Here is a 16,559-nt window from a genome sequence, read left to right as displayed (position 1 = left end):
TCAGCTATTTTAATGCAGTCGATTCTGCTGATTTAATAACTGTCGGTATTTAGGATTCTTTGCAATGAATTCGTGGAATTGCTCACCATAGTTATCAATCCAGGTCCTTACAACGCGCGATGTCATTTCTTCTCCGGCATATTCATGCCCAGCCTTTGCATAGGTCGCTTCGAAATCTTCCCATAATAATTCCACCCAAGTCAAAGCTTGCTCATACGTGATGTGATCATTTTTCTCAAGCAGTATCTTGGTTAACCTTTCATGGTAATCATTCATTTGAACCACCTCATTGCCAATATTTTTACAGAATGAACTATACTGTCCCATACCCATACTAGTTGTAAGCGGAAACGCTTCTTTCTTTAATCTGATGCTTGGAGGAGAAAAATTTGCGAAATAAACAAAAAGGATTCCCCAACCAAAACAATAATAAATTCCAAGGCGAGCCTCGTGCAAAGGCAAGATATGCTTCAAAGCGTGCAGATGGCAGTATTAATACACACCCTCAAGAAAGAATGAAAGCATCAAACGAGCGATCGAATTAACTCGTACACCAGAAGGAATCGGGTTTTCCCCGATTCCTTTTTTATTTCAGCATTGAAATCGGAAGTGCTTCTTCCTTTCCGCTACCACCTAAGCGGTAACCCCAGGCGAATACGCCGTTCATATAATCAATTTTGAAATAGACCCCGGGATCTCCGTCAATTTGATATATTTCACCTTTTTTGAAATCATCCGGATTTAACAAATAGGCCTTGGCCATCGTCACTTTTCGTTCCAATACAGAGTATTCATTAACCATTCCCAATTGCTCTGCTTTTCTCGCTTTTTCAGTCAACGCTGCAATTTCCTGTTGTAGTTCATAGGCGGACAACTTGCTGTATCTTACGTCACTCATATATATGACTCCTTAAATGAAATATTAATTTACTTCTATATTAAACAAAATTTAGTGATTTGGCTATCGATGCACTTATTCCGCATCTGAAAGGGAAAGAAAACGCTCAATCAATTCTATTGGAAAACCTTTTCGGTATAATGCCTGCTTCATTTTTTGTTCATATTCGAAGCCTTCATGGTTTTTATATCGGCGTTGCATTTTTTCGGCATGGTGGCAAAGAGAATCCCATTGTTCATCTTCATCCTTTTCAACCGTCACATCTTCAAGTGCTTCATGGATGACATCTCTAGGGAAACCTTTCCGTAACAAGGTTTGTTCAACTTTCAACCTTAAAGCTCGTTCGGAAATGTTTTTTTCCTTTTTGACCGCTTTTCCAGCAAGTTTCCTTGCATGTTCAATCTGAATATCATAGGGGTATTCCTTCAATGCCTCGATAACTAACTTTTCTTGCACCCCTTTTTCCTTAAGCTCGAGCTTAAGGGTAGTGGGCCCTTTATTACCTCCATTCACATGGGTCCGTACGTAAGCCTTGGCAAATTCAAGGTCATCTAAATAGTTAAAACTGTATAGTTTATGTATCGCTTCTTTAATGATCGGCTCTTCCGTCTCCTTCTTTTTTAAATAAAGGCGAATTTCCGATTCCGAGCGCATTCGGTATGATAAATAATTAATTGCATCGGTAAATGCTTTTTGGATTTCATCATGGAATTGTATTTCTGCCAAAAGCAGGTCATCAAGTTCCATCCCCTTTTTCAAATGAAATTTCAATAGCACTTCTTCATCTACACTGAAGGCATATTTTTCGTCAACGAAAATGTTATAACGATCTTTACGTTTCTTTTGGGTTGTTATTTTTGTTATGTTTGGCATAAATCCACCCCCACCACTACTTTACCCCTTTACGTTTACCATTTCTATATATAGCATGTCTAAAAATGAAAAAAGAACATGGACATGTTAAAGTGAAGGAAAGAAAGGGAAAGGAAGTGGTTCTGATGAAAATAGCCATTGCTGGTGGAAGCGGTTTTGTCGGCACAGCCCTTATTGATGAATTATCAAAAGAAAATCATGATATATATATTTTGACCCGTCATCCCGAAAAATTTAAAAAACAGACTAATTTGACATATATTAACTGGTTGGCCAAGGAGGCACAGCCGGAAAAGCACTTGGCGGGGCTAGATGTTTTCATTAACCTTGCTGGTGAATCCCTTAACAGCGGGCGTTGGACACCTGAACGAAAACGCCGGATTGTCGAAAGCCGGGTCGAAGCTTCCAAAGAGATGAACCGGATTATCTCTATGCTGCCCGATAAATTGTCCGTCATCATTAATGCAAGTGCAGTCGGATATTATGGTATTTCGGACGATGAGACCTTTACCGAAACCTCTGGATCCGTTGGTGATGATTTCTTGGCCCGTACTGTTCAACTATGGGAAAAGGAAGCGGCTAAATCACGCTCTTACAGTAATAGGTTGGTCCTAACAAGATTTGGGGTGATTCTTGGAGAAAAAGATGGCGCACTGCCAATGATGGTCCTTCCCTATAAACTATTCGGCGGAGGAAAGATGGGCAAAGGGAATCAGTGGCTTTCCTGGATTCATATCCATGACGTGGTCCGGGCAATCATCTTTTGCATGAACGATCAGCGGATAGAGGGTCCAGTCAATTTTACGGCGCCGAACCCCGTTCAGATGGATACATTCGGGAAAACGATAGGAGCTGTCCTGCACCGGCCACATTGGTTACCCGTACCACCCATCTTCCTCAAAAAACTGCTGGGGGAAATGAGCATACTTGTGCTTGAAGGACAAAATGTCCTTCCCACTAAACTTAAAGACGAAGGATTCACTTTCTCCTTTCCAATCCTTAAAGAAGCTTTACAAAATATCTTGAATGAAGATTCTCACGTATGAAAGGGTCATTTTAGGAAAAAATAGGGATATTAAGTGAAATGGAGATGATCTAATTGCTCAAAAAACACGATAAAGAGAAAAGTAACTTAACTAGTACCCAAGCTATTCTTTATGCTCGTGAATTTAAAAAAGCAGATCGAGCTGGCGGTTATACCGAGAAGAAATCCCGTCGTTAAGTTTGGAGTTTTTTCCCGTACATTTTGAATAGCCACCCAACACAAAATAAGCTGGAGATGATTAGTGAATTCATCTCCAGCTTATTTTTTCATTCTAGGGAGGCGCTAACATGGGACGAAAAAGCATACACCATAATCGAGATAAGAACAAACAAAAACTTCCTCAGGTTCCTAAAAACCTGAAGAGTGACGGACTTGACGTGGAATATTCTTCCGAACTGGCTGACCAGGAAGACATCGAGGCACAGGCCCGGGCAAATGCAGCTGACCGCCGTGCTCATAATCGCCGTTAATAAGCATGATAAATCAAACCAAGGGGTTGTAAATCATCCCCTTGTGTTTTCTTTATTTATATAGCTTATCCACACCCCTGTGTATATTGTGGATATATTCTGAAAATACTGATAAAATATAAGTACAATAACTCACTTTATTAACATGAAAATAATGTTATTTATGGATAACCCTGTGGGTTATGTGGATAAAGGGGATGTTATGCTGCCCACGCTGTATTTTTGTTGTGGATAACTATTCTCTCTGCTTGATTTGTTCCACAGGATTATTATTATTTATATAATCATTCATCCATACGGCTCTTTATTAAATTTCTTCCTTCCAAGTATGATTGCAAGCCAAGCAAATTCTAAATGACTTTTCCCCCTAACTTGTCAGTGGTTGCATCCGCTACTGACCCCTGCATTAAAGAAAGTTCCCTAAACTTTCTCCATTAACGTTTTCTTCTAACTGTTTACGAAGCATGAACTTTTGTATCTTCCCGCTTGCGTTACGAGGCAGCTCATTACAGAAGATATATCTTCTTGGACGTTTATAGTTTGCTAGCGTAACACTGTTTTTACACCAGGCTTCTAAATCGTTTTCCGCAAGCGTTGGGTCTTTGGCTACGATGAAGGCCGTCACCGTTTCCCCCCATTGATCATCCGGCTGACCAAGTACTGCACAGTCGAGAATTCCTTGATGCTCATATAGTGTATCTTCCACTTCACGTGGATAAATATTTTCCCCTCCAGAAATAATCATGTCGTCCACCCGGTCCTTGACCCACAGATATCCGTCTTCATCCAGGAAACCGATGTCACCGGAATGGTACCAGCCTTTGTAAAGCGCCTTTTCGGTCTCTCTATCTTTTTGAAAATACCCCTGCATGATACACGGACCCTTCACAAGAATTTCCCCTGTTTCCCCAGGTTCCAGCATATCCTCGGGATCCGATGGCCCTTCTTCATTCGGACGGGCAATGATTATTTCATGATCGGAACATGCCTTGCCGGCAGAACCCGCTTTTCTAATTTGGTCTTCCTCCAATAGGAGAGTGATGGCAGGACCCATTTCAGTCATTCCATAAGCTTGGATGAACTGGATGCCGAGTTTCTCCTGACAGGCACGTACAAGTGTTGGAGCCATCGGGGCTGCCCCATAAAGCCCAAGCCTCAAACTCTGGAATTTGTACTCATCCAAATTTTCCTGGAGGAGCATGTTCCACATCGTAGGTGCAGCAAAAAACTTGGTGATCCCTTCCGATTCAATCAGTTCCATGACCTTTTTGGGATTAAACTGATGCAATATGACATTTGCGGCACCGACCTGTATGCGAGGTAAAAAGGAACAGTGTAATTCGGCACAATGAAACATCGGTGCAGTAATCAAACCGATATCAGAGCGTTCATACTTCATGGCCTCAATTAAAATCTCAGCTTGTTTGACCATATCTTTATGAAGGTGAATGACCCCTTTTGGACGACCGGTTGTCCCGCTCGTATACATGATGGCATAGATATCATCTTCGTGAACGTCCACTTCATCTGGCTTTGATGAGATACTTGCCATCTTCTGGCGGTAACCTTTTGCATATCCAGGCACATTATCATCAATATACCAAAAAGCCGTTTCCGGAAATCGCTTTTCAACCGCGGCAACGTTCGTTTCCAGTTCGTGTTCGAATAAAACGACCTTTGGAGCAGCATCGTTCAAGATGAAGGCCAACTCTTCCGGCATTAATCGGAAGTTGATCGGATTAAAGATTGCGCCGATTTTTGCACAGGCAAAGAATGCTGTTGCAAGCTCTTCATTGTTGTAAAGGTACGTAGAGACCCTGTCCCCTTTTCGCACCCCTTCCGCTTGGAGGGCCGCCGCCAACCTATTCACCTGCTCATTCCATTGAATGTACGTATAGCGGATATTTCTTCTCACGTCGTAGATAGCTTCTTTAATGGGAAATTTCTGAACCGTATGATCAAAGATATTTTTAATCGTTACTGACATATCATGTTCCTCCTCAAGTAACCACCATCAACAGGCAGAGTTCAGGCAAAGCCTGCCGATGGTCGGCTTCATCCCTTTTTCAGCTTTTACTTTCGTGCGAATTACGAATGTTCATAAATCGATAGTCCGGCTTCCGTTCAATCTTTCAATGATGGTTGCATTAGCCATGCCGTGGCCTTCACACATTGTTTGCAGCCCATAACGGCCGCCCGTCCTTTCTAACTCATGGATCATCGACACCATCAATCGGGCCCCGCTTCCGCCAAGAGGATGACCCAAGGCAATCGCCCCGCCATTTGGATTCAGCTTTTGGGGGTCTGCCCCCGTTTCTTTTAGCCAGGCAATCGGTACAGGAGCGAAAGCCTCATTCACTTCAAAGATATCGATATCATCAATTGTAAGACCTGCTTTTTCCAAAGCTTTTTTGGTGGCGGGAATCGGTCCCGTAAGCATCAGGGTGGGATCTGATCCGACAACAACCCGTGTATGCACTTTAAAGCGCGGTTTCAATCCAAGTTCTTCGGCTTTACTGCGTTCCATCAATAATAAAACGGCAGCACCATCACTGATCTGACTTGAGTTCCCTGCATGGATTAAACCGCCGTCTTGAAAAACCGGTTTCAATCCAGCAAGTACTTCAAGCGTGGTTCCATCCCTTGGGCCTTGATCTTCCGTAACTTCGATTTGATTTCCTTCTTTATCAGTACCCGTTACTGATATCATTTCACGGGTAAAATGCCCTTCTTTTTGAGCGCGTATTGCCTTGGCATGGCTCTCAACGGAAAACTGATCACAATCTTCCCGTGTTATTCCCCACTTATCGGCGATTCTCTCAGCTGACAAACCTTGGTTGATCACCTCATACGAGTCCATATACTTTTGGCTTGTTCCAGCACCTTGATAATTAGACCCCATGGGAACTCGTGACATATTCTCCACACCACCGGCCACTACGACATCCATATCACCTGACAAGATGGCCTGGGAAGCGAAATGGACTGCCTGCTGACTTGATCCGCATTGACGGTCAATCGTCGTTCCCGGCACTTCAATTGGAAATCCGGCAATCAGTGCAGCAACCCTTGCTATATCACCGGCCTGTTCGCCCGACTGTGAAACACAACCTAAAATGACATCATCGACAATAGCCGGATCGATGCCCGCCTTTTCAATCAGCTTCTTCAATACTTCCCCTGCCAGATCATCAGGGCGAACGTCTTTCAAGACACCGTTCCTTCTGCCAACTGGCGTGCGGATCCCTTCAACGATAACCACTTCCCGCATATACTCTCTCCCCTTCTCATCGTTTTATTATAGACCCAGATTCTTGGCGATGATTTTCTTCATGATTTCATTTGTCCCGGCATAGATGCTTGCTACGGGAACATCCCGATACCTTCTGGCAATCTTGTATTCCTCCATATATCCATAGCCGCCATGGAGCTGCATGCATTCAATGGATATTTTTCGGGCAGTCTCCGTCAAACGCCATTTTGCCATCGAAACTTCCGTTACAACCTGTTCACCAGACATATGTTTGGCGATCAATTGATCTAGGAAGGCACGCCCCATTTTGATTTCCGTTGCCATTTCCGCCATTTTGAATTGGGTATTTTGAAACTGACTTACGGATTTTCCGAACGCTTCCCTGCCCTTCACGTACTCAATCGTATCGGCCAGCATATCCTCAGATGCGGTTTGAGCACAAATCGCCACCACAAGGCGTTCCTGCTGCAATTTTTCCATTAAGTAAGTAAACCCCTTGCCTTCTTCACCAAGCAGGTTTTCCTTTGGAACACGGCAATCCTCGAAGATGAGTTCTGCTGTATCCTGACTGTGCAAGCCAAGTTTCTTCAGTTTTCTCCCCCTGGAAAATCCGGGTGTATCCCTTTCGACCACGACTAAGCTAACGCCTTTATGTTTCGGAACGGCACTTGGATCCGTTTTACAGGCAACGATGACCAAATCCGAATGAATACCATTTGTGATGAATGTCTTTTGGCCATTTAATATGTAATGATCTCCATCCAAAATGGCAGTCGTTTTAATATTGGCCAAATCTGAACCTGTGTCAGGCTCTGTCATGGCAATGGCTGTAATGATTTCCCCTGTCGTGCATTTAGGAAGCCAACGCCGTTTCTGCGACTCATTTCCGTATGCGGAAATATACGGAACGGTGATGTCACTGTGAAGTCCGAAACCAATGAAACCAGAACCCACTCTTTCCAATTCTTCATTAATTATGACAGCAAAGCCCCAATCTACCCCGGAACCCCCATACTCTTCTCCAAGGTCCGGACATAAAAAACCCTGTTCCCCCATTTTCACCCAAAATGACCGGGGAATGATTCTCTCTTCTTCCCACCGTTCATAGTTGGGAACTGCTTCTTTCTCTAAAAACTTTCGGAATGACTTACGGAAAATTTCATGATCTTCACTTAGGTATGGATGCTTCATCTGTTTTCTCTCCTCTCCATTTCCTTGCCGGAGGCTCTTTTTCCAGATTTACAATGGATTTCCCTGAAGGAATTAACAACTTACCTGGGTGCCATTCTAATGGCCCCATCAAGCCTGATGGTTTCCCCATTCAGCATTGGATTCGTTATGATGCTTTCCGTTAGTTTAGCGTACTCTTCGGGATACCCGAGCCTTGGTGGGAATGGCACGGTTTTACCTAATGACGTCCTGGCTTCTTCAGGCAATGAATCGAACATCGGAGTATGGAATAGACCGGGTGCAATCGATACGACACGTATCCCTTTGGTGGCAAGCTCCCTTGCAATCGGGAGAGTCATGGCAACAATCCCCCCCTTAGAGGCACTATATGCGGCTTGTCCGATTTGTCCTTCAAAGGCAGCTACCGAAGCTGTATTGATAATGACCCCACGCTCCCCCTCTTGGTTCGGTTCATTTTCGACCATTTTTTCAGCCGCAAGCCGGATTACGTTAAACGTACCGATCAAATTGATCTGCACGACATTTGAGAACGCTTTCAATTCATGTATACCTTTTCTGCCTATGACCTTCTCTGCAATCGCAATGCCTGCACAGTTGATGACTGTATTGATGCTCCCGAATTTTTTCATTCCTTCAGCCAATGCTACCGATACGCTTTCTTCACTAGTTACATCCGTTTTTATAAACAGCACTGAATCTCCCAATTCCCGCGCCATTTTAGCGCGGTTTTCTTCCGAGAGGTCAAATATGACCGCTTTTCCACCTTTTTTAATGATGTTTCTTACTGTTGCAGCTCCCAGACCAGAAGCCCCGCCTGTCACAACTGCAATGGTTTCTTGAATTTCCAAATTCCCACCCCATTTGTTTTTAAGAATATATATTCATCTCTTACTATCATCAAAACCTATTTTCAAGATTAATTACACCGCTTGCCTGTTTTATCGTTCACTTTCAAGTCATGTAGGGTTTCGGTAAAGCCTTTGATTACCTGTTCAAAATCTTGCTTTAATCCATCCAGCTCTTTAATGCGTTCATTAATTTCGTTTAATTTCTGTCCTGCAGTTTCAATCGTTTTTTCCAACTGCTTAATGCCTGTCCTATCCTTATCGAATAAAAGGACTATATCCTTTATTTCCACTAACGAAAAACCATACTTCTTACCGCGCATTATGATTTTGAGCTGTGCATATTCTTTCTTTCCATAAACTCTTTTTCCCGTTTCGGTACGCTTTGGCCTAAGCATACCCAGTTCCTCATAATAACGGAGGGTCCTTGTCGTCAATCCGAATTCTTTTGCTAACTCAGAAATGGTGTACATGTTAAAACCACACTTTGCAAAGGGATTATTTACCTTTATTCTAACATTGACGTAAACGTAAACTTCAATAAATATTCACAAAATTTATAATATATGAAACTATATGAAAGATTTAAATTGATATACTATAGGTATATTAATTTAAAGAAGGGAATGATCGACCAATGCTATGTTCAAGGATATTAGTTGCTTATGATGAATCTGAATTGGCACTTAAATCTTTAGAAAAAGCGATTGAATTAGCGAAGCTGGATCCCGCTATCGAAATCCAAGTGCTTCACGCTGTAACATTGCCAATCAAATCAAATATATATGGCAATGCATTTCAGGAAATTGAAGAATCCATGCTCAAGTATGGCAAGGAAGTGATTAAAAAAGCGGAGGCGCTTTTATCCGAAATCCCGAATTCATCCCAAACATTTGTCGTAGAGGGCTCAGCCATCACGACATTATTGGAACATGCAAAATCCCAGAATTGTGACCTTATCATCATGGGTAGCCGCGGATTGAGTGGTTTCAAGGAATTCCTTGGCAGTGTAAGCCACTACATCGTTCAACATTCCCCAGTGCCCGTCTTGTTGGTCAAATAAAATTCACGGCGGATATTATTGCCGGTCTTTTCATAATCTGGGTTCCCCTTGGGAATCCAGATTATTTATGCGTGCATGAAAACCAAGTAAAGCTTATCATGTTTTACAAACACTTCCGTTTACGGGTAAAATGAAACTAATTTTAAACGAGGATAACAGGTGACGCAATGGATATTAAACATTTGCAATACTTTATAGAAGTAACTAATTTCAATAGCTTCACTCGTGCTGCCGACCATTTATTCATTACCCAGCCGACCATCAGCAAGATGATTAAAAACCTGGAAACCGAGCTAGGTGTTGAGCTTTTTGATCGTTCACGCAAGCAACTGATCTTGACCGATGCAGGCAGGGTTGTCTTAGAACAGGCAAAATTGATTGATAAGGCCTTTCACAATTTAGAAACTGAAATGGACAATTTATTAGGTTTAAAAAAGGGACATATACGCATCGGGCTGCCGCCGATCATCGACGCTTCTTTTTTCCCCCGGATTCTTAGCCGTTTTCATGAGGACTATCCCAATATTACCTTTCAATTAGTAGAGGATGGTTCAAAGAAGATAGAAGAATCCGTCCAAAATGACTTAATTGATATAGGAGTAATAGTCCTGCCAACCAACACCGCACATTTTCATCACTTTGCCTTTTTGGAAGAAGACATCAACTTGATTGTTCATCCCACCCATCCGCATGCATGTAAGGAAGAAATCGATTTGGCCGACCTGGAAAACGAATCTTTCATCTTATTCAATAAAGATTACGTCCTCCGAGATCTCATCATTTCATCCTGTAATGAAGCTGGTTTTTCTCCACATATTGTTACTGAAAGCTCACGCTGGGATTTTATTGAGGAAATGGTCTACTGTAAACTTGGCGTTGCTCTATTACCGGAAGGTTTATGCCGCCATGATGAGCGCGTAAAGACAATCAAGGTTAAAAACCCCTCCATCAGTTGGAATTTAGGATTTATATGGAGTAAGGACCATTACCTTTCATACGCTGCAAAAGAATGGCTGAAATATACGAAGGAAGCGCTGTCTCGTAAGTAGTGAATTATCTAGCATGATTGATGTAAGCACTATCATAGATTTGAGTTATGCACATGATAACATCTAACCATTTTACAAGGCGCTACGGCGAGAGTAGACTAGTAAAGTAAAATGCACGGTAAATGCTGATGGATCCAATATATTCTAAAAAGGAGATATTCATGATCACTTTATCTAGTGTCGATGAGTTACAGGCAACAGAAGCAGCTCTGGAGAAAATTAAATATTCTTACCCCGAACTATTTAATAAACTGCTCCATGTCGTTGCCTTAACACGGGCTCTTCAATTTAAATATCAATTTATGGGCACATTAATCATGGATGAAAACCCAAACGAATATACCCCTGAATTCGTTATGCCCTCCGTTATCGGATTATATATAGAGGAAGTTCAAAAGTTAAAGGATGATCCGAATATCCAGGTATTACTTCAGACCTTCTCCCAAATTCAAAATATTGGTTATGCCAAAATCAGTATGCTCGTGCTCGGTAAAAGCCCTGAATCGCTTTTAGGTGCTTCATACATCAAATAAAGCACCCTGATAACCTGATATGCTCCAAAAAAAACCTCCCTTAATGGAAGGTTTTTTTCTTTATGTGTAATTAAAGCACTTTACTCAAAAAGGCTTTGGTTCTTTCCTGCTGGGGATTATTAAAAATCTCAATTGGAATGTTTTCTTCAATAATATAACCTTCGTCCATGAAAATCACGCGATCTCCAACTTCTTTTGCAAACCCCATCTCATGGGTCACAACTACCATGGTCATGCCTTCCTTAGCCAGTTGCTTCATGACCTCAAGAACTTCACCGACCATTTCCGGATCTAGAGCGGAAGTCGGCTCGTCGAATAACATGATTTTGGGCTCCATCGCCAACGCCCTGGCAATTGCGACACGTTGCTTTTGTCCCCCCGATAATGAATCCGGATATGCGTTCGCTTTCTCGGCAAGTCCCACTTTCTTAAGCAGTTCCATCCCTCTTTGGGAAGCCTGTTCTTTGGATATTTTGCGGACCTTTATAGGCGCAAGCATTATATTCTCAAGAACAGTCTTATGTGGAAATAAGTTAAAATGCTGAAATACCATGCCAACTTCCGTCCGGACTTTATTGATATTGACCTTCTTGTCTGTCGTATCAAGCCCTTCAATGAAAATATGGCCTCCCGTTATCGTTTCAAGTTGATTGATACACCTGAGGAAAGTGGATTTACCCGACCCAGAAGGACCAATCACCACGACTACTTCCCGAGGGGAAACGATTGCATTGATATTTTTCAATACCTCATTTTCGCCAAATGACTTCTTTAGATTCTCCACCTTGATCATTCTGTTTTCAACCTTCTTTCGAGTCTATTTAATACGAAACTTAAAATGAGGGTCAGGAATAAATAGATGAAGGCACACGCCAAGTATGGCTCCCACACTTTAAAGTATTGACTCCCCATCGCTTTCCCCCAATACATCAATTCCGGGGCAGCAATGACACAAAGCAGGGATGAATCCTTCAATAATACGATGAATTCATTTCCTAACGGAGGAATCATTCGTTTGAAAGCTTGGGGCAATACAACATGTATCATTGTTTGGGTATGGGTCATTCCCAATGAACGCGCCCCTTCCATTTGCCCTTTATCGATGGATTGAATGCCCGCCCGGAAAATTTCGGCAATGTATGCGGCTGCATTTAAAGATAAAGCAATGACACCGGCAGTTACTGCATTCGTTTCCCCAGTAAAAAAGGGCACAATTCCAAAATGGATTAAAAAGATTTGAACTAAAAGCGGTGTTCCGCGAAAAACCGTGACATAACAGTAAAATGGAAAGGCAAGCACTTTGTTTCTCATGATTTTCCCTAAACCGATCAATAACCCCAAAAAAGTTCCGATGAGGATGGAGGAAACCGACAGCCCTATTGTAAGCAACGTTCCTTTTAATAAGAAAGGAGCATATTCAAAAATAATATCCCAGCGAAAACTCATATTGTTTCCCTCCTAAGACCAAAAAAACTGCGTAACTTCACACGTAAAGTTACGCAATCTTTTACTATCCATTTGTTTTTATTGTTGTGCTTTCAACGTTTCAATATCTGGATCAGTACCAAACCACTCTTTATAGATTTCCGCATATTTCCCATTTTCATAAATGGCATTCACGGCTTTATCGAACTCAGATTTTAATTCACTGCCTTTTGGGAACATAAGTCCATAAAACTCCTCATTGAAGCTTTTACTATCTTCAACGACTTTCAGTTTTTGATCGGGGTTATTTTTCACATATTCTTCAACGACCGTATTATCAGCTACGACAGCCGAAGCTCCGCCTTTTAGTAATTCCTGAATGGCCAGGTTATTATTTTCGAATTTTTTGATATCCTTGTGATTCTTTCCAAGGAGTTTCTCTGTCGCTTCCTGTCCAGTAGTACCAGTCTGAACGGCAATGACGTTTCCTTTCAATTCATCTCCTGATTTTATATCACTATTCTCAGGAACCAGAATCTTATTTGTGGATAAGAAATACGGAACAGAGAAGTCATAAGATTGTTTTCTTTCGTCATTCACTGTAATCGCAGATATGGCGACATCCGCTCTCTTACCTTCGATTTCAACAAAAATCGGATCCCAACCAACACTTTCCAATTTAACTTCATAACCCGCTTCTTTTGCAACGGCATTGATGAAATCAACATCGAATCCTACAATCTTATCCCCTTCAAGATATTCAAATGGAGCATAGTTGGCGTCCGTCACGATCCTCAGTGTTTTCCCATTGGACCCTTCTTCTTTACCAGTTGTCGAGACTTCCTTATCCTTCCCGCATCCTGTCAAGACAAGTAACAAAGAAGCAACCATGGCAAACACTAAAAAAGAAACCTTTTTCAAAATTATCCCCTCTTCTCTCTCGTAAACTCTATTTTTTGAAAAAAACAGATAAATCTAACTTAACAGAACTTTCAGTATATTCTTTTAAGAATATTATACGTTTATTTGTTTTTTTATGCAATAAAAAGTCGATAAATAACTTTAGTAAAATAAAAATTTAATCAATTAACTTGGTAAACCAAAAACGCAACTATGCTCTAATTGGGAAAGACGCATCCTTTTCCCCTTTACTCAAATTAATGGATATTATATTGAAAACAGTTAGCGCCATCTTTCAAAAGGTTTAATGGAACAAAAATAAGCAGCAGCCATATTAGCGTGGCCGCTGCTCGAATGATTATTATGGGACTTCCGTATTCCCCTCTTCAATATCCAACATATCCAACAGGAAGATGAAGATCGGTATTCCGATGATCAATCCCCATATCCCAAGGAAATGCTCGGAAAACAATAGGATGATGAAGGTGAAAAATGTTGGAAGATTTGTTTTTGCCGACATGAATTTCGGATTTAAAATATAGCTTTCAATTGCATGGATCACAACAATCATGATTAATACAGCAATCACTTTGGGCATGCCACCGATACTATAGGCAATCATGCTAAGTGGAATGAGGGAGATGATGACCCCTGCAACAGGAATCAAACCCAGGAAGAAAATCATGATCCCTAGACCGAGCAACTGCGGGAAGCCAAGAATCCATAAGAAAGTTACAGATAGGACGGCATTCGTGATGGCTATCAAGAACTGGACCTCAATCACCTTTCCGAATGAATTGATGAATTTGACGCCAAAGTGGCTTAAGTTTATAAAGAAAGATTTAAATTTGGCCCGCTTGAATTTAGAAGTGAAACGAATGATTTTATCTTTTTCCAATAAGAAAAATAGACTAAGCAACATGGAAATGAAAATTTGAAATGCCAGTTTACCGAAATCGGATATATAAAGATAGAGTGTATTCATCTGTGTTTGAAGATCGAGCGGAGATTTCAGCTCGTTCATTATATTAATGGCATATTGAATGACCCTGCTATCTGGTGGATGTTGAAAGAAGAAAACGATCTGTGTCACTAATTCCGTGAATTGTAGCGTAATGACCGGTAGATATTTATAAAGAACGATGACTAAACAAGAAATGACGACTACATATAAAAAGCTTATAACAACCTTGGGATTGATATGCATCACTTTATTCAGCCGAATCATGATAATTTGCTCCAGCCTTCCCATCAGGAAAGTGAAAACAAATGTGAATAACACGATATTAACCATACTACCGATGCTAATTAAAAAGAGGACTAACACAATTAATGTAATTAACCTTGAAAAACCTTCGCTTTGCAAATACTCTTTTACCACTTACCTATCTCCTAACTACCATTCTGCCGTAATAATTCCTTTACCTTTTATTTTACACGGAATTGAGGAATTCTACTACAATTACCTTCCATTGACAACAAAATTATTTGAATGATCAGTAAAACGCGGTTAAGACCTTTTAGGAAAATCCAAGCTTTTATCCAAAGCCATTTCTGCATGAAAAAACATCTGCCAAACCGGCAGATGCTAATCTTCATCCTTCACATCGATATCTTCTGGAATGGGTTCGTTATAATAATCCGCCAATTCCCTCTTATACTTCTCCATCTGTTCAAGATGCATATTAAACTGATCTTTAAAAATCAAATGCTGCTCACCATCATAAACGGTGCGAATTTTATTTTGAACGATCAAACTTTCTATATAAGATTCCGGCATCGATAGATATTCCGCAGTCTCTTTTACTGTCAAGTACATGCCTTCACCCCTTTTCCTCCTAACTATACTAGATATGAAGCATATTTTGAAGTGCTTGGTTTTTTGATTTAAACCCCCTTTGCCTGAGGACGAAACCGGCATGCAACCTCCTCAGCTTAATCGAGTTTCGTCAATGGAACGATTTGTTCAAATAAACTTACAATCCCTTCCAAGAACATGTAAGATAATATTAAAGTAATATACCCATATATTTAGAGGAGTGGACAAAAATGACTTTCTTTTATGTCATTCTTGCGGCAATTTTTGCTGTTTTACTGGTCAATTTCGTTAAAGGACTAAGTGAACCAGCTAAATTAGAACGCTATCAAAATGAATTCCGTAAATACCATGCTGAAACTTTAGATCTGCATGCAACGGAAATCGTTTCAGAAGCATTGATAGAAAAGCTTAATCATGCACTGGATTTCAATTATATGGAGAAGGTCAATACTGAATTCCGCCTGAAGCATCCACGGTACTCACAGTTAAAGGTCAATCAGGCTTGGCGTGAATTGAAACGCTACTTGATCATGGCTGCAGTGTTTGGAAAAGTTGAAATGTTTAATTCAGTCATCGATGAGTTGTGGCACATCATGCTGAAATCCAGACGGGAATATGATGAGTTTTGCCAGGCTTTCATCGGTAGGACCATTCAGCACCATCCTCATTCAGAACCTGTTTTCAAACCCGATGAGCGCACTCTTTTCGACTTTTACTATGTTCAGCTATTTACCGTGGATTCCCATTCCATTCAAAAATGGGGCAAATTTTTCAAACATGATAAAGGGCAAACGCTTCTCTGTGATTTTGAAACGTTGGAACTGGAGCAGTTAAAAGAGAAATATATGAGGAAACCGACAAGTATGCAAGCGGAACGGACCTTTGAATCTTTCACTTCCCAATTTAAAGAAAATCGCCCCATGCCAGAATTGAATTGGCGGAAAACGTACGACCAGACGGACTATGCCGCTCCTGCCTATTTCACTTATGCAAGCACCGATGATTTTGACAGCGAATTTAAAGATATTTTCGGGAATGAAGCGAGCACAGTTTCCTCTGGATCCGGCCATGCCGATCATGGCGGTCATAACGGTTCCCATGACGGCAGTTCTGATTCCTCTTCAAGCTGTTCTTCATGCAGCTCTTGCTCGTCTTGAACTCCACAAGAAACGCTTGGTATGCCCAAGCGTTTCAG

At 41.2% G+C, this 16,559-nt stretch carries 21 protein-coding genes; 8 read left to right on the top strand and 13 right to left on the bottom strand.

All coding sequences use genetic code 11. The features are described from left to right. Nucleotides 1–9: 9 nt before the first annotated feature. Complete coding sequence (locus JNUCC41_RS12655) at nt 10–276, bottom strand: YfhJ family protein (protein WP_192207871.1); 267 nt, start codon at nt 274–276, stop codon at nt 10–12. A 113-nt stretch (nt 277–389) separates the two neighbouring features. Between JNUCC41_RS12655 and JNUCC41_RS12650 the strand changes: the two genes are divergently transcribed. Next, a complete protein-coding gene (locus JNUCC41_RS12650) occupies nt 390–545 on the top strand; it encodes a small, acid-soluble spore protein K (protein WP_034305387.1) in 156 nt (51 codons plus the stop codon). 41 nt (nt 546–586) lie between these two features. Here the strand turns inward: JNUCC41_RS12650 and JNUCC41_RS12645 are convergent, their stop codons facing one another. Both JNUCC41_RS12645 and recX read right to left on the bottom strand, forming a co-directional pair. Continuing rightward, nucleotides 587–898 (bottom strand): YfhH family protein, encoded by a 312-nt coding sequence (locus JNUCC41_RS12645; protein WP_034305394.1) that lies wholly within the window; start codon nt 896–898, stop codon nt 587–589. A gap of 75 nt (nt 899–973) precedes the next feature. Next, the gene (recX, locus tag JNUCC41_RS12640; protein WP_192207870.1) at nt 974–1,771 is read right to left on the bottom strand and encodes a recombination regulator RecX; all 798 of its coding nucleotides are present in this window, start codon (nt 1,769–1,771) and stop codon (nt 974–976) included. A 125-nt stretch (nt 1,772–1,896) separates the two neighbouring features. Between recX and JNUCC41_RS12635 the strand changes: the two genes are divergently transcribed. The 3 genes from JNUCC41_RS12635 to JNUCC41_RS12625 all read left to right on the top strand — a co-directional run bounded on the left by JNUCC41_RS12635 (nt 1,897) and on the right by JNUCC41_RS12625 (nt 3,286). Next, the gene (locus JNUCC41_RS12635) at nt 1,897–2,817 is read left to right on the top strand and encodes a TIGR01777 family oxidoreductase (RefSeq protein ID WP_192208147.1); all 921 of its coding nucleotides are present in this window, start codon (nt 1,897–1,899) and stop codon (nt 2,815–2,817) included. A gap of 53 nt (nt 2,818–2,870) precedes the next feature. Then, nucleotides 2,871–2,993 carry a YfhE family protein gene (locus tag JNUCC41_RS12630; protein WP_081088510.1) on the top strand — a complete coding sequence of 41 codons (123 nt, stop codon included), beginning with the start codon at nt 2,871–2,873 and terminating at the stop codon, nt 2,991–2,993. 110 nt (nt 2,994–3,103) lie between these two features. Further along, nucleotides 3,104–3,286, top strand: a complete 183-nt coding sequence (locus tag JNUCC41_RS12625) for a YfhD family protein (protein WP_192207869.1) — start codon at nt 3,104–3,106, stop codon at nt 3,284–3,286. A 406-nt stretch (nt 3,287–3,692) separates the two neighbouring features. Here JNUCC41_RS12625 and JNUCC41_RS12620 read toward each other — a convergent pair whose 3' ends face one another. The 5 genes from JNUCC41_RS12620 to JNUCC41_RS12600 form a co-directional block, all read right to left on the bottom strand. Beyond that, nucleotides 3,693–5,273 carry a fatty acid--CoA ligase gene (locus tag JNUCC41_RS12620; RefSeq protein ID WP_192207868.1) on the bottom strand — a complete coding sequence of 527 codons (1,581 nt, stop codon included), beginning with the start codon at nt 5,271–5,273 and terminating at the stop codon, nt 3,693–3,695. Nucleotides 5,274–5,384: 111 nt separating this feature from the next. Next, nucleotides 5,385–6,557 (bottom strand): thiolase family protein, encoded by a 1,173-nt coding sequence (locus tag JNUCC41_RS12615; protein WP_192207867.1) that lies wholly within the window; start codon nt 6,555–6,557, stop codon nt 5,385–5,387. A gap of 27 nt (nt 6,558–6,584) precedes the next feature. Next, nucleotides 6,585–7,730, bottom strand: a complete 1,146-nt coding sequence (locus tag JNUCC41_RS12610; protein ID WP_192207866.1) for an acyl-CoA dehydrogenase family protein — start codon at nt 7,728–7,730, stop codon at nt 6,585–6,587. Between the two features lie 80 nt (nt 7,731–7,810). Then, nucleotides 7,811–8,578, bottom strand: a complete 768-nt coding sequence (locus JNUCC41_RS12605; protein ID WP_192207865.1) for a 3-hydroxyacyl-CoA dehydrogenase — start codon at nt 8,576–8,578, stop codon at nt 7,811–7,813. A 68-nt stretch (nt 8,579–8,646) separates the two neighbouring features. Next, nucleotides 8,647–9,048 carry a MerR family transcriptional regulator gene (locus JNUCC41_RS12600; RefSeq protein WP_192207864.1) on the bottom strand — a complete coding sequence of 134 codons (402 nt, stop codon included), beginning with the start codon at nt 9,046–9,048 and terminating at the stop codon, nt 8,647–8,649. 164 nt (nt 9,049–9,212) lie between these two features. Here JNUCC41_RS12600 and JNUCC41_RS12595 point away from each other — a divergent pair, with 164 nt between their 5' ends. The 3 genes from JNUCC41_RS12595 to JNUCC41_RS12585 all read left to right on the top strand — a co-directional run bounded on the left by JNUCC41_RS12595 (nt 9,213) and on the right by JNUCC41_RS12585 (nt 11,220). Beyond that, entirely contained in the window at nt 9,213–9,638 is a 426-nt protein-coding gene (locus JNUCC41_RS12595; RefSeq protein WP_192207863.1) for a universal stress protein, read from the top strand. A gap of 167 nt (nt 9,639–9,805) precedes the next feature. After that, nucleotides 9,806–10,687 carry a cidABC operon transcriptional activator CidR gene (gene cidR / locus JNUCC41_RS12590; protein WP_192207862.1) on the top strand — a complete coding sequence of 294 codons (882 nt, stop codon included), beginning with the start codon at nt 9,806–9,808 and terminating at the stop codon, nt 10,685–10,687. Nucleotides 10,688–10,848: 161 nt separating this feature from the next. Further along, on the top strand, nt 10,849–11,220 hold the full coding sequence (locus JNUCC41_RS12585) for a hypothetical protein (RefSeq protein WP_192207861.1): 372 nt from the start codon (nt 10,849–10,851) through the stop codon (nt 11,218–11,220). 70 nt (nt 11,221–11,290) lie between these two features. On the opposite strand, the gene JNUCC41_RS12580 is transcribed toward JNUCC41_RS12585, so the two are convergent. The 5 genes from JNUCC41_RS12580 to JNUCC41_RS12560 all read right to left on the bottom strand — a co-directional run bounded on the left by JNUCC41_RS12580 (nt 11,291) and on the right by JNUCC41_RS12560 (nt 15,364). Beyond that, nucleotides 11,291–12,013, bottom strand: a complete 723-nt coding sequence (locus tag JNUCC41_RS12580; protein WP_192207860.1) for an amino acid ABC transporter ATP-binding protein — start codon at nt 12,011–12,013, stop codon at nt 11,291–11,293. Further along, nucleotides 12,010–12,666, bottom strand: a complete 657-nt coding sequence (locus JNUCC41_RS12575) for an amino acid ABC transporter permease (RefSeq protein ID WP_061461716.1) — start codon at nt 12,664–12,666, stop codon at nt 12,010–12,012. The genes JNUCC41_RS12580 and JNUCC41_RS12575 overlap by 4 nt, the downstream gene beginning before the upstream one ends. A gap of 78 nt (nt 12,667–12,744) precedes the next feature. After that, entirely contained in the window at nt 12,745–13,566 is an 822-nt protein-coding gene (locus tag JNUCC41_RS12570; protein WP_192207859.1) for a basic amino acid ABC transporter substrate-binding protein, read from the bottom strand. A gap of 340 nt (nt 13,567–13,906) precedes the next feature. Beyond that, nucleotides 13,907–14,926: an AI-2E family transporter gene (locus JNUCC41_RS12565; protein WP_228467614.1), complete on the bottom strand. Its 1,020-nt coding sequence runs from the start codon at nt 14,924–14,926 to the stop codon at nt 13,907–13,909. 207 nt (nt 14,927–15,133) lie between these two features. Next, nucleotides 15,134–15,364, bottom strand: a complete 231-nt coding sequence (locus tag JNUCC41_RS12560; RefSeq protein ID WP_192207858.1) for an excisionase family DNA-binding protein — start codon at nt 15,362–15,364, stop codon at nt 15,134–15,136. A gap of 230 nt (nt 15,365–15,594) precedes the next feature. Here JNUCC41_RS12560 and JNUCC41_RS12555 point away from each other — a divergent pair, with 230 nt between their 5' ends. Next, nucleotides 15,595–16,521 (top strand): glycine-rich domain-containing protein, encoded by a 927-nt coding sequence (locus JNUCC41_RS12555; protein WP_192207857.1) that lies wholly within the window; start codon nt 15,595–15,597, stop codon nt 16,519–16,521. Nucleotides 16,522–16,559 lie beyond the last annotated feature (38 nt).

Source organism: Brevibacillus sp. JNUCC-41 (genome assembly GCF_014844095.1).
In the GTDB taxonomy this organism is placed as follows: domain Bacteria; phylum Bacillota; class Bacilli; order Bacillales; family DSM-1321; genus Peribacillus; species Peribacillus aracenensis.
The sequence above is the reverse complement of the archived record's forward strand: the minus strand, read 5'-3'. Positions and strand labels throughout refer to the sequence as shown.

Excerpts from the sequence above, each read along its gene's own strand:
- cidR (WP_192207862.1), top strand. The coding sequence starts at position 9,806 with ATGGATATTAAACATTTGCAATACTTTATAGAAGTAACTAATTTCAAT.
- JNUCC41_RS12575 (WP_061461716.1), bottom strand. The coding sequence starts at position 12,666 with ATGAGTTTTCGCTGGGATATTATTTTTGAATATGCTCCTTTCTTATTA.
- JNUCC41_RS12635 (WP_192208147.1), top strand. The coding sequence starts at position 1,897 with ATGAAAATAGCCATTGCTGGTGGAAGCGGTTTTGTCGGCACAGCCCTT.
- JNUCC41_RS12555 (WP_192207857.1), top strand. The coding sequence starts at position 15,595 with ATGACTTTCTTTTATGTCATTCTTGCGGCAATTTTTGCTGTTTTACTG.
- JNUCC41_RS12655 (WP_192207871.1), bottom strand. The coding sequence starts at position 276 with ATGAATGATTACCATGAAAGGTTAACCAAGATACTGCTTGAGAAAAAT.
- JNUCC41_RS12595 (WP_192207863.1), top strand. The coding sequence starts at position 9,213 with ATGCTATGTTCAAGGATATTAGTTGCTTATGATGAATCTGAATTGGCA.
- JNUCC41_RS12625 (WP_192207869.1), top strand. The coding sequence starts at position 3,104 with ATGGGACGAAAAAGCATACACCATAATCGAGATAAGAACAAACAAAAA.
- JNUCC41_RS12620 (WP_192207868.1), bottom strand. The coding sequence starts at position 5,273 with ATGTCAGTAACGATTAAAAATATCTTTGATCATACGGTTCAGAAATTT.
- JNUCC41_RS12600 (WP_192207864.1), bottom strand. The coding sequence starts at position 9,048 with ATGTACACCATTTCTGAGTTAGCAAAAGAATTCGGATTGACGACAAGG.
- JNUCC41_RS12610 (WP_192207866.1), bottom strand. The coding sequence starts at position 7,730 with ATGAAGCATCCATACCTAAGTGAAGATCATGAAATTTTCCGTAAGTCA.
- JNUCC41_RS12615 (WP_192207867.1), bottom strand. The coding sequence starts at position 6,557 with ATGCGGGAAGTGGTTATCGTTGAAGGGATCCGCACGCCAGTTGGCAGA.
- recX (WP_192207870.1), bottom strand. The coding sequence starts at position 1,771 with ATGCCAAACATAACAAAAATAACAACCCAAAAGAAACGTAAAGATCGT.
- JNUCC41_RS12645 (WP_034305394.1), bottom strand. The coding sequence starts at position 898 with ATGAGTGACGTAAGATACAGCAAGTTGTCCGCCTATGAACTACAACAG.
- JNUCC41_RS12580 (WP_192207860.1), bottom strand. The coding sequence starts at position 12,013 with ATGATCAAGGTGGAGAATCTAAAGAAGTCATTTGGCGAAAATGAGGTA.
- JNUCC41_RS12585 (WP_192207861.1), top strand. The coding sequence starts at position 10,849 with ATGATCACTTTATCTAGTGTCGATGAGTTACAGGCAACAGAAGCAGCT.
- JNUCC41_RS12560 (WP_192207858.1), bottom strand. The coding sequence starts at position 15,364 with ATGTACTTGACAGTAAAAGAGACTGCGGAATATCTATCGATGCCGGAA.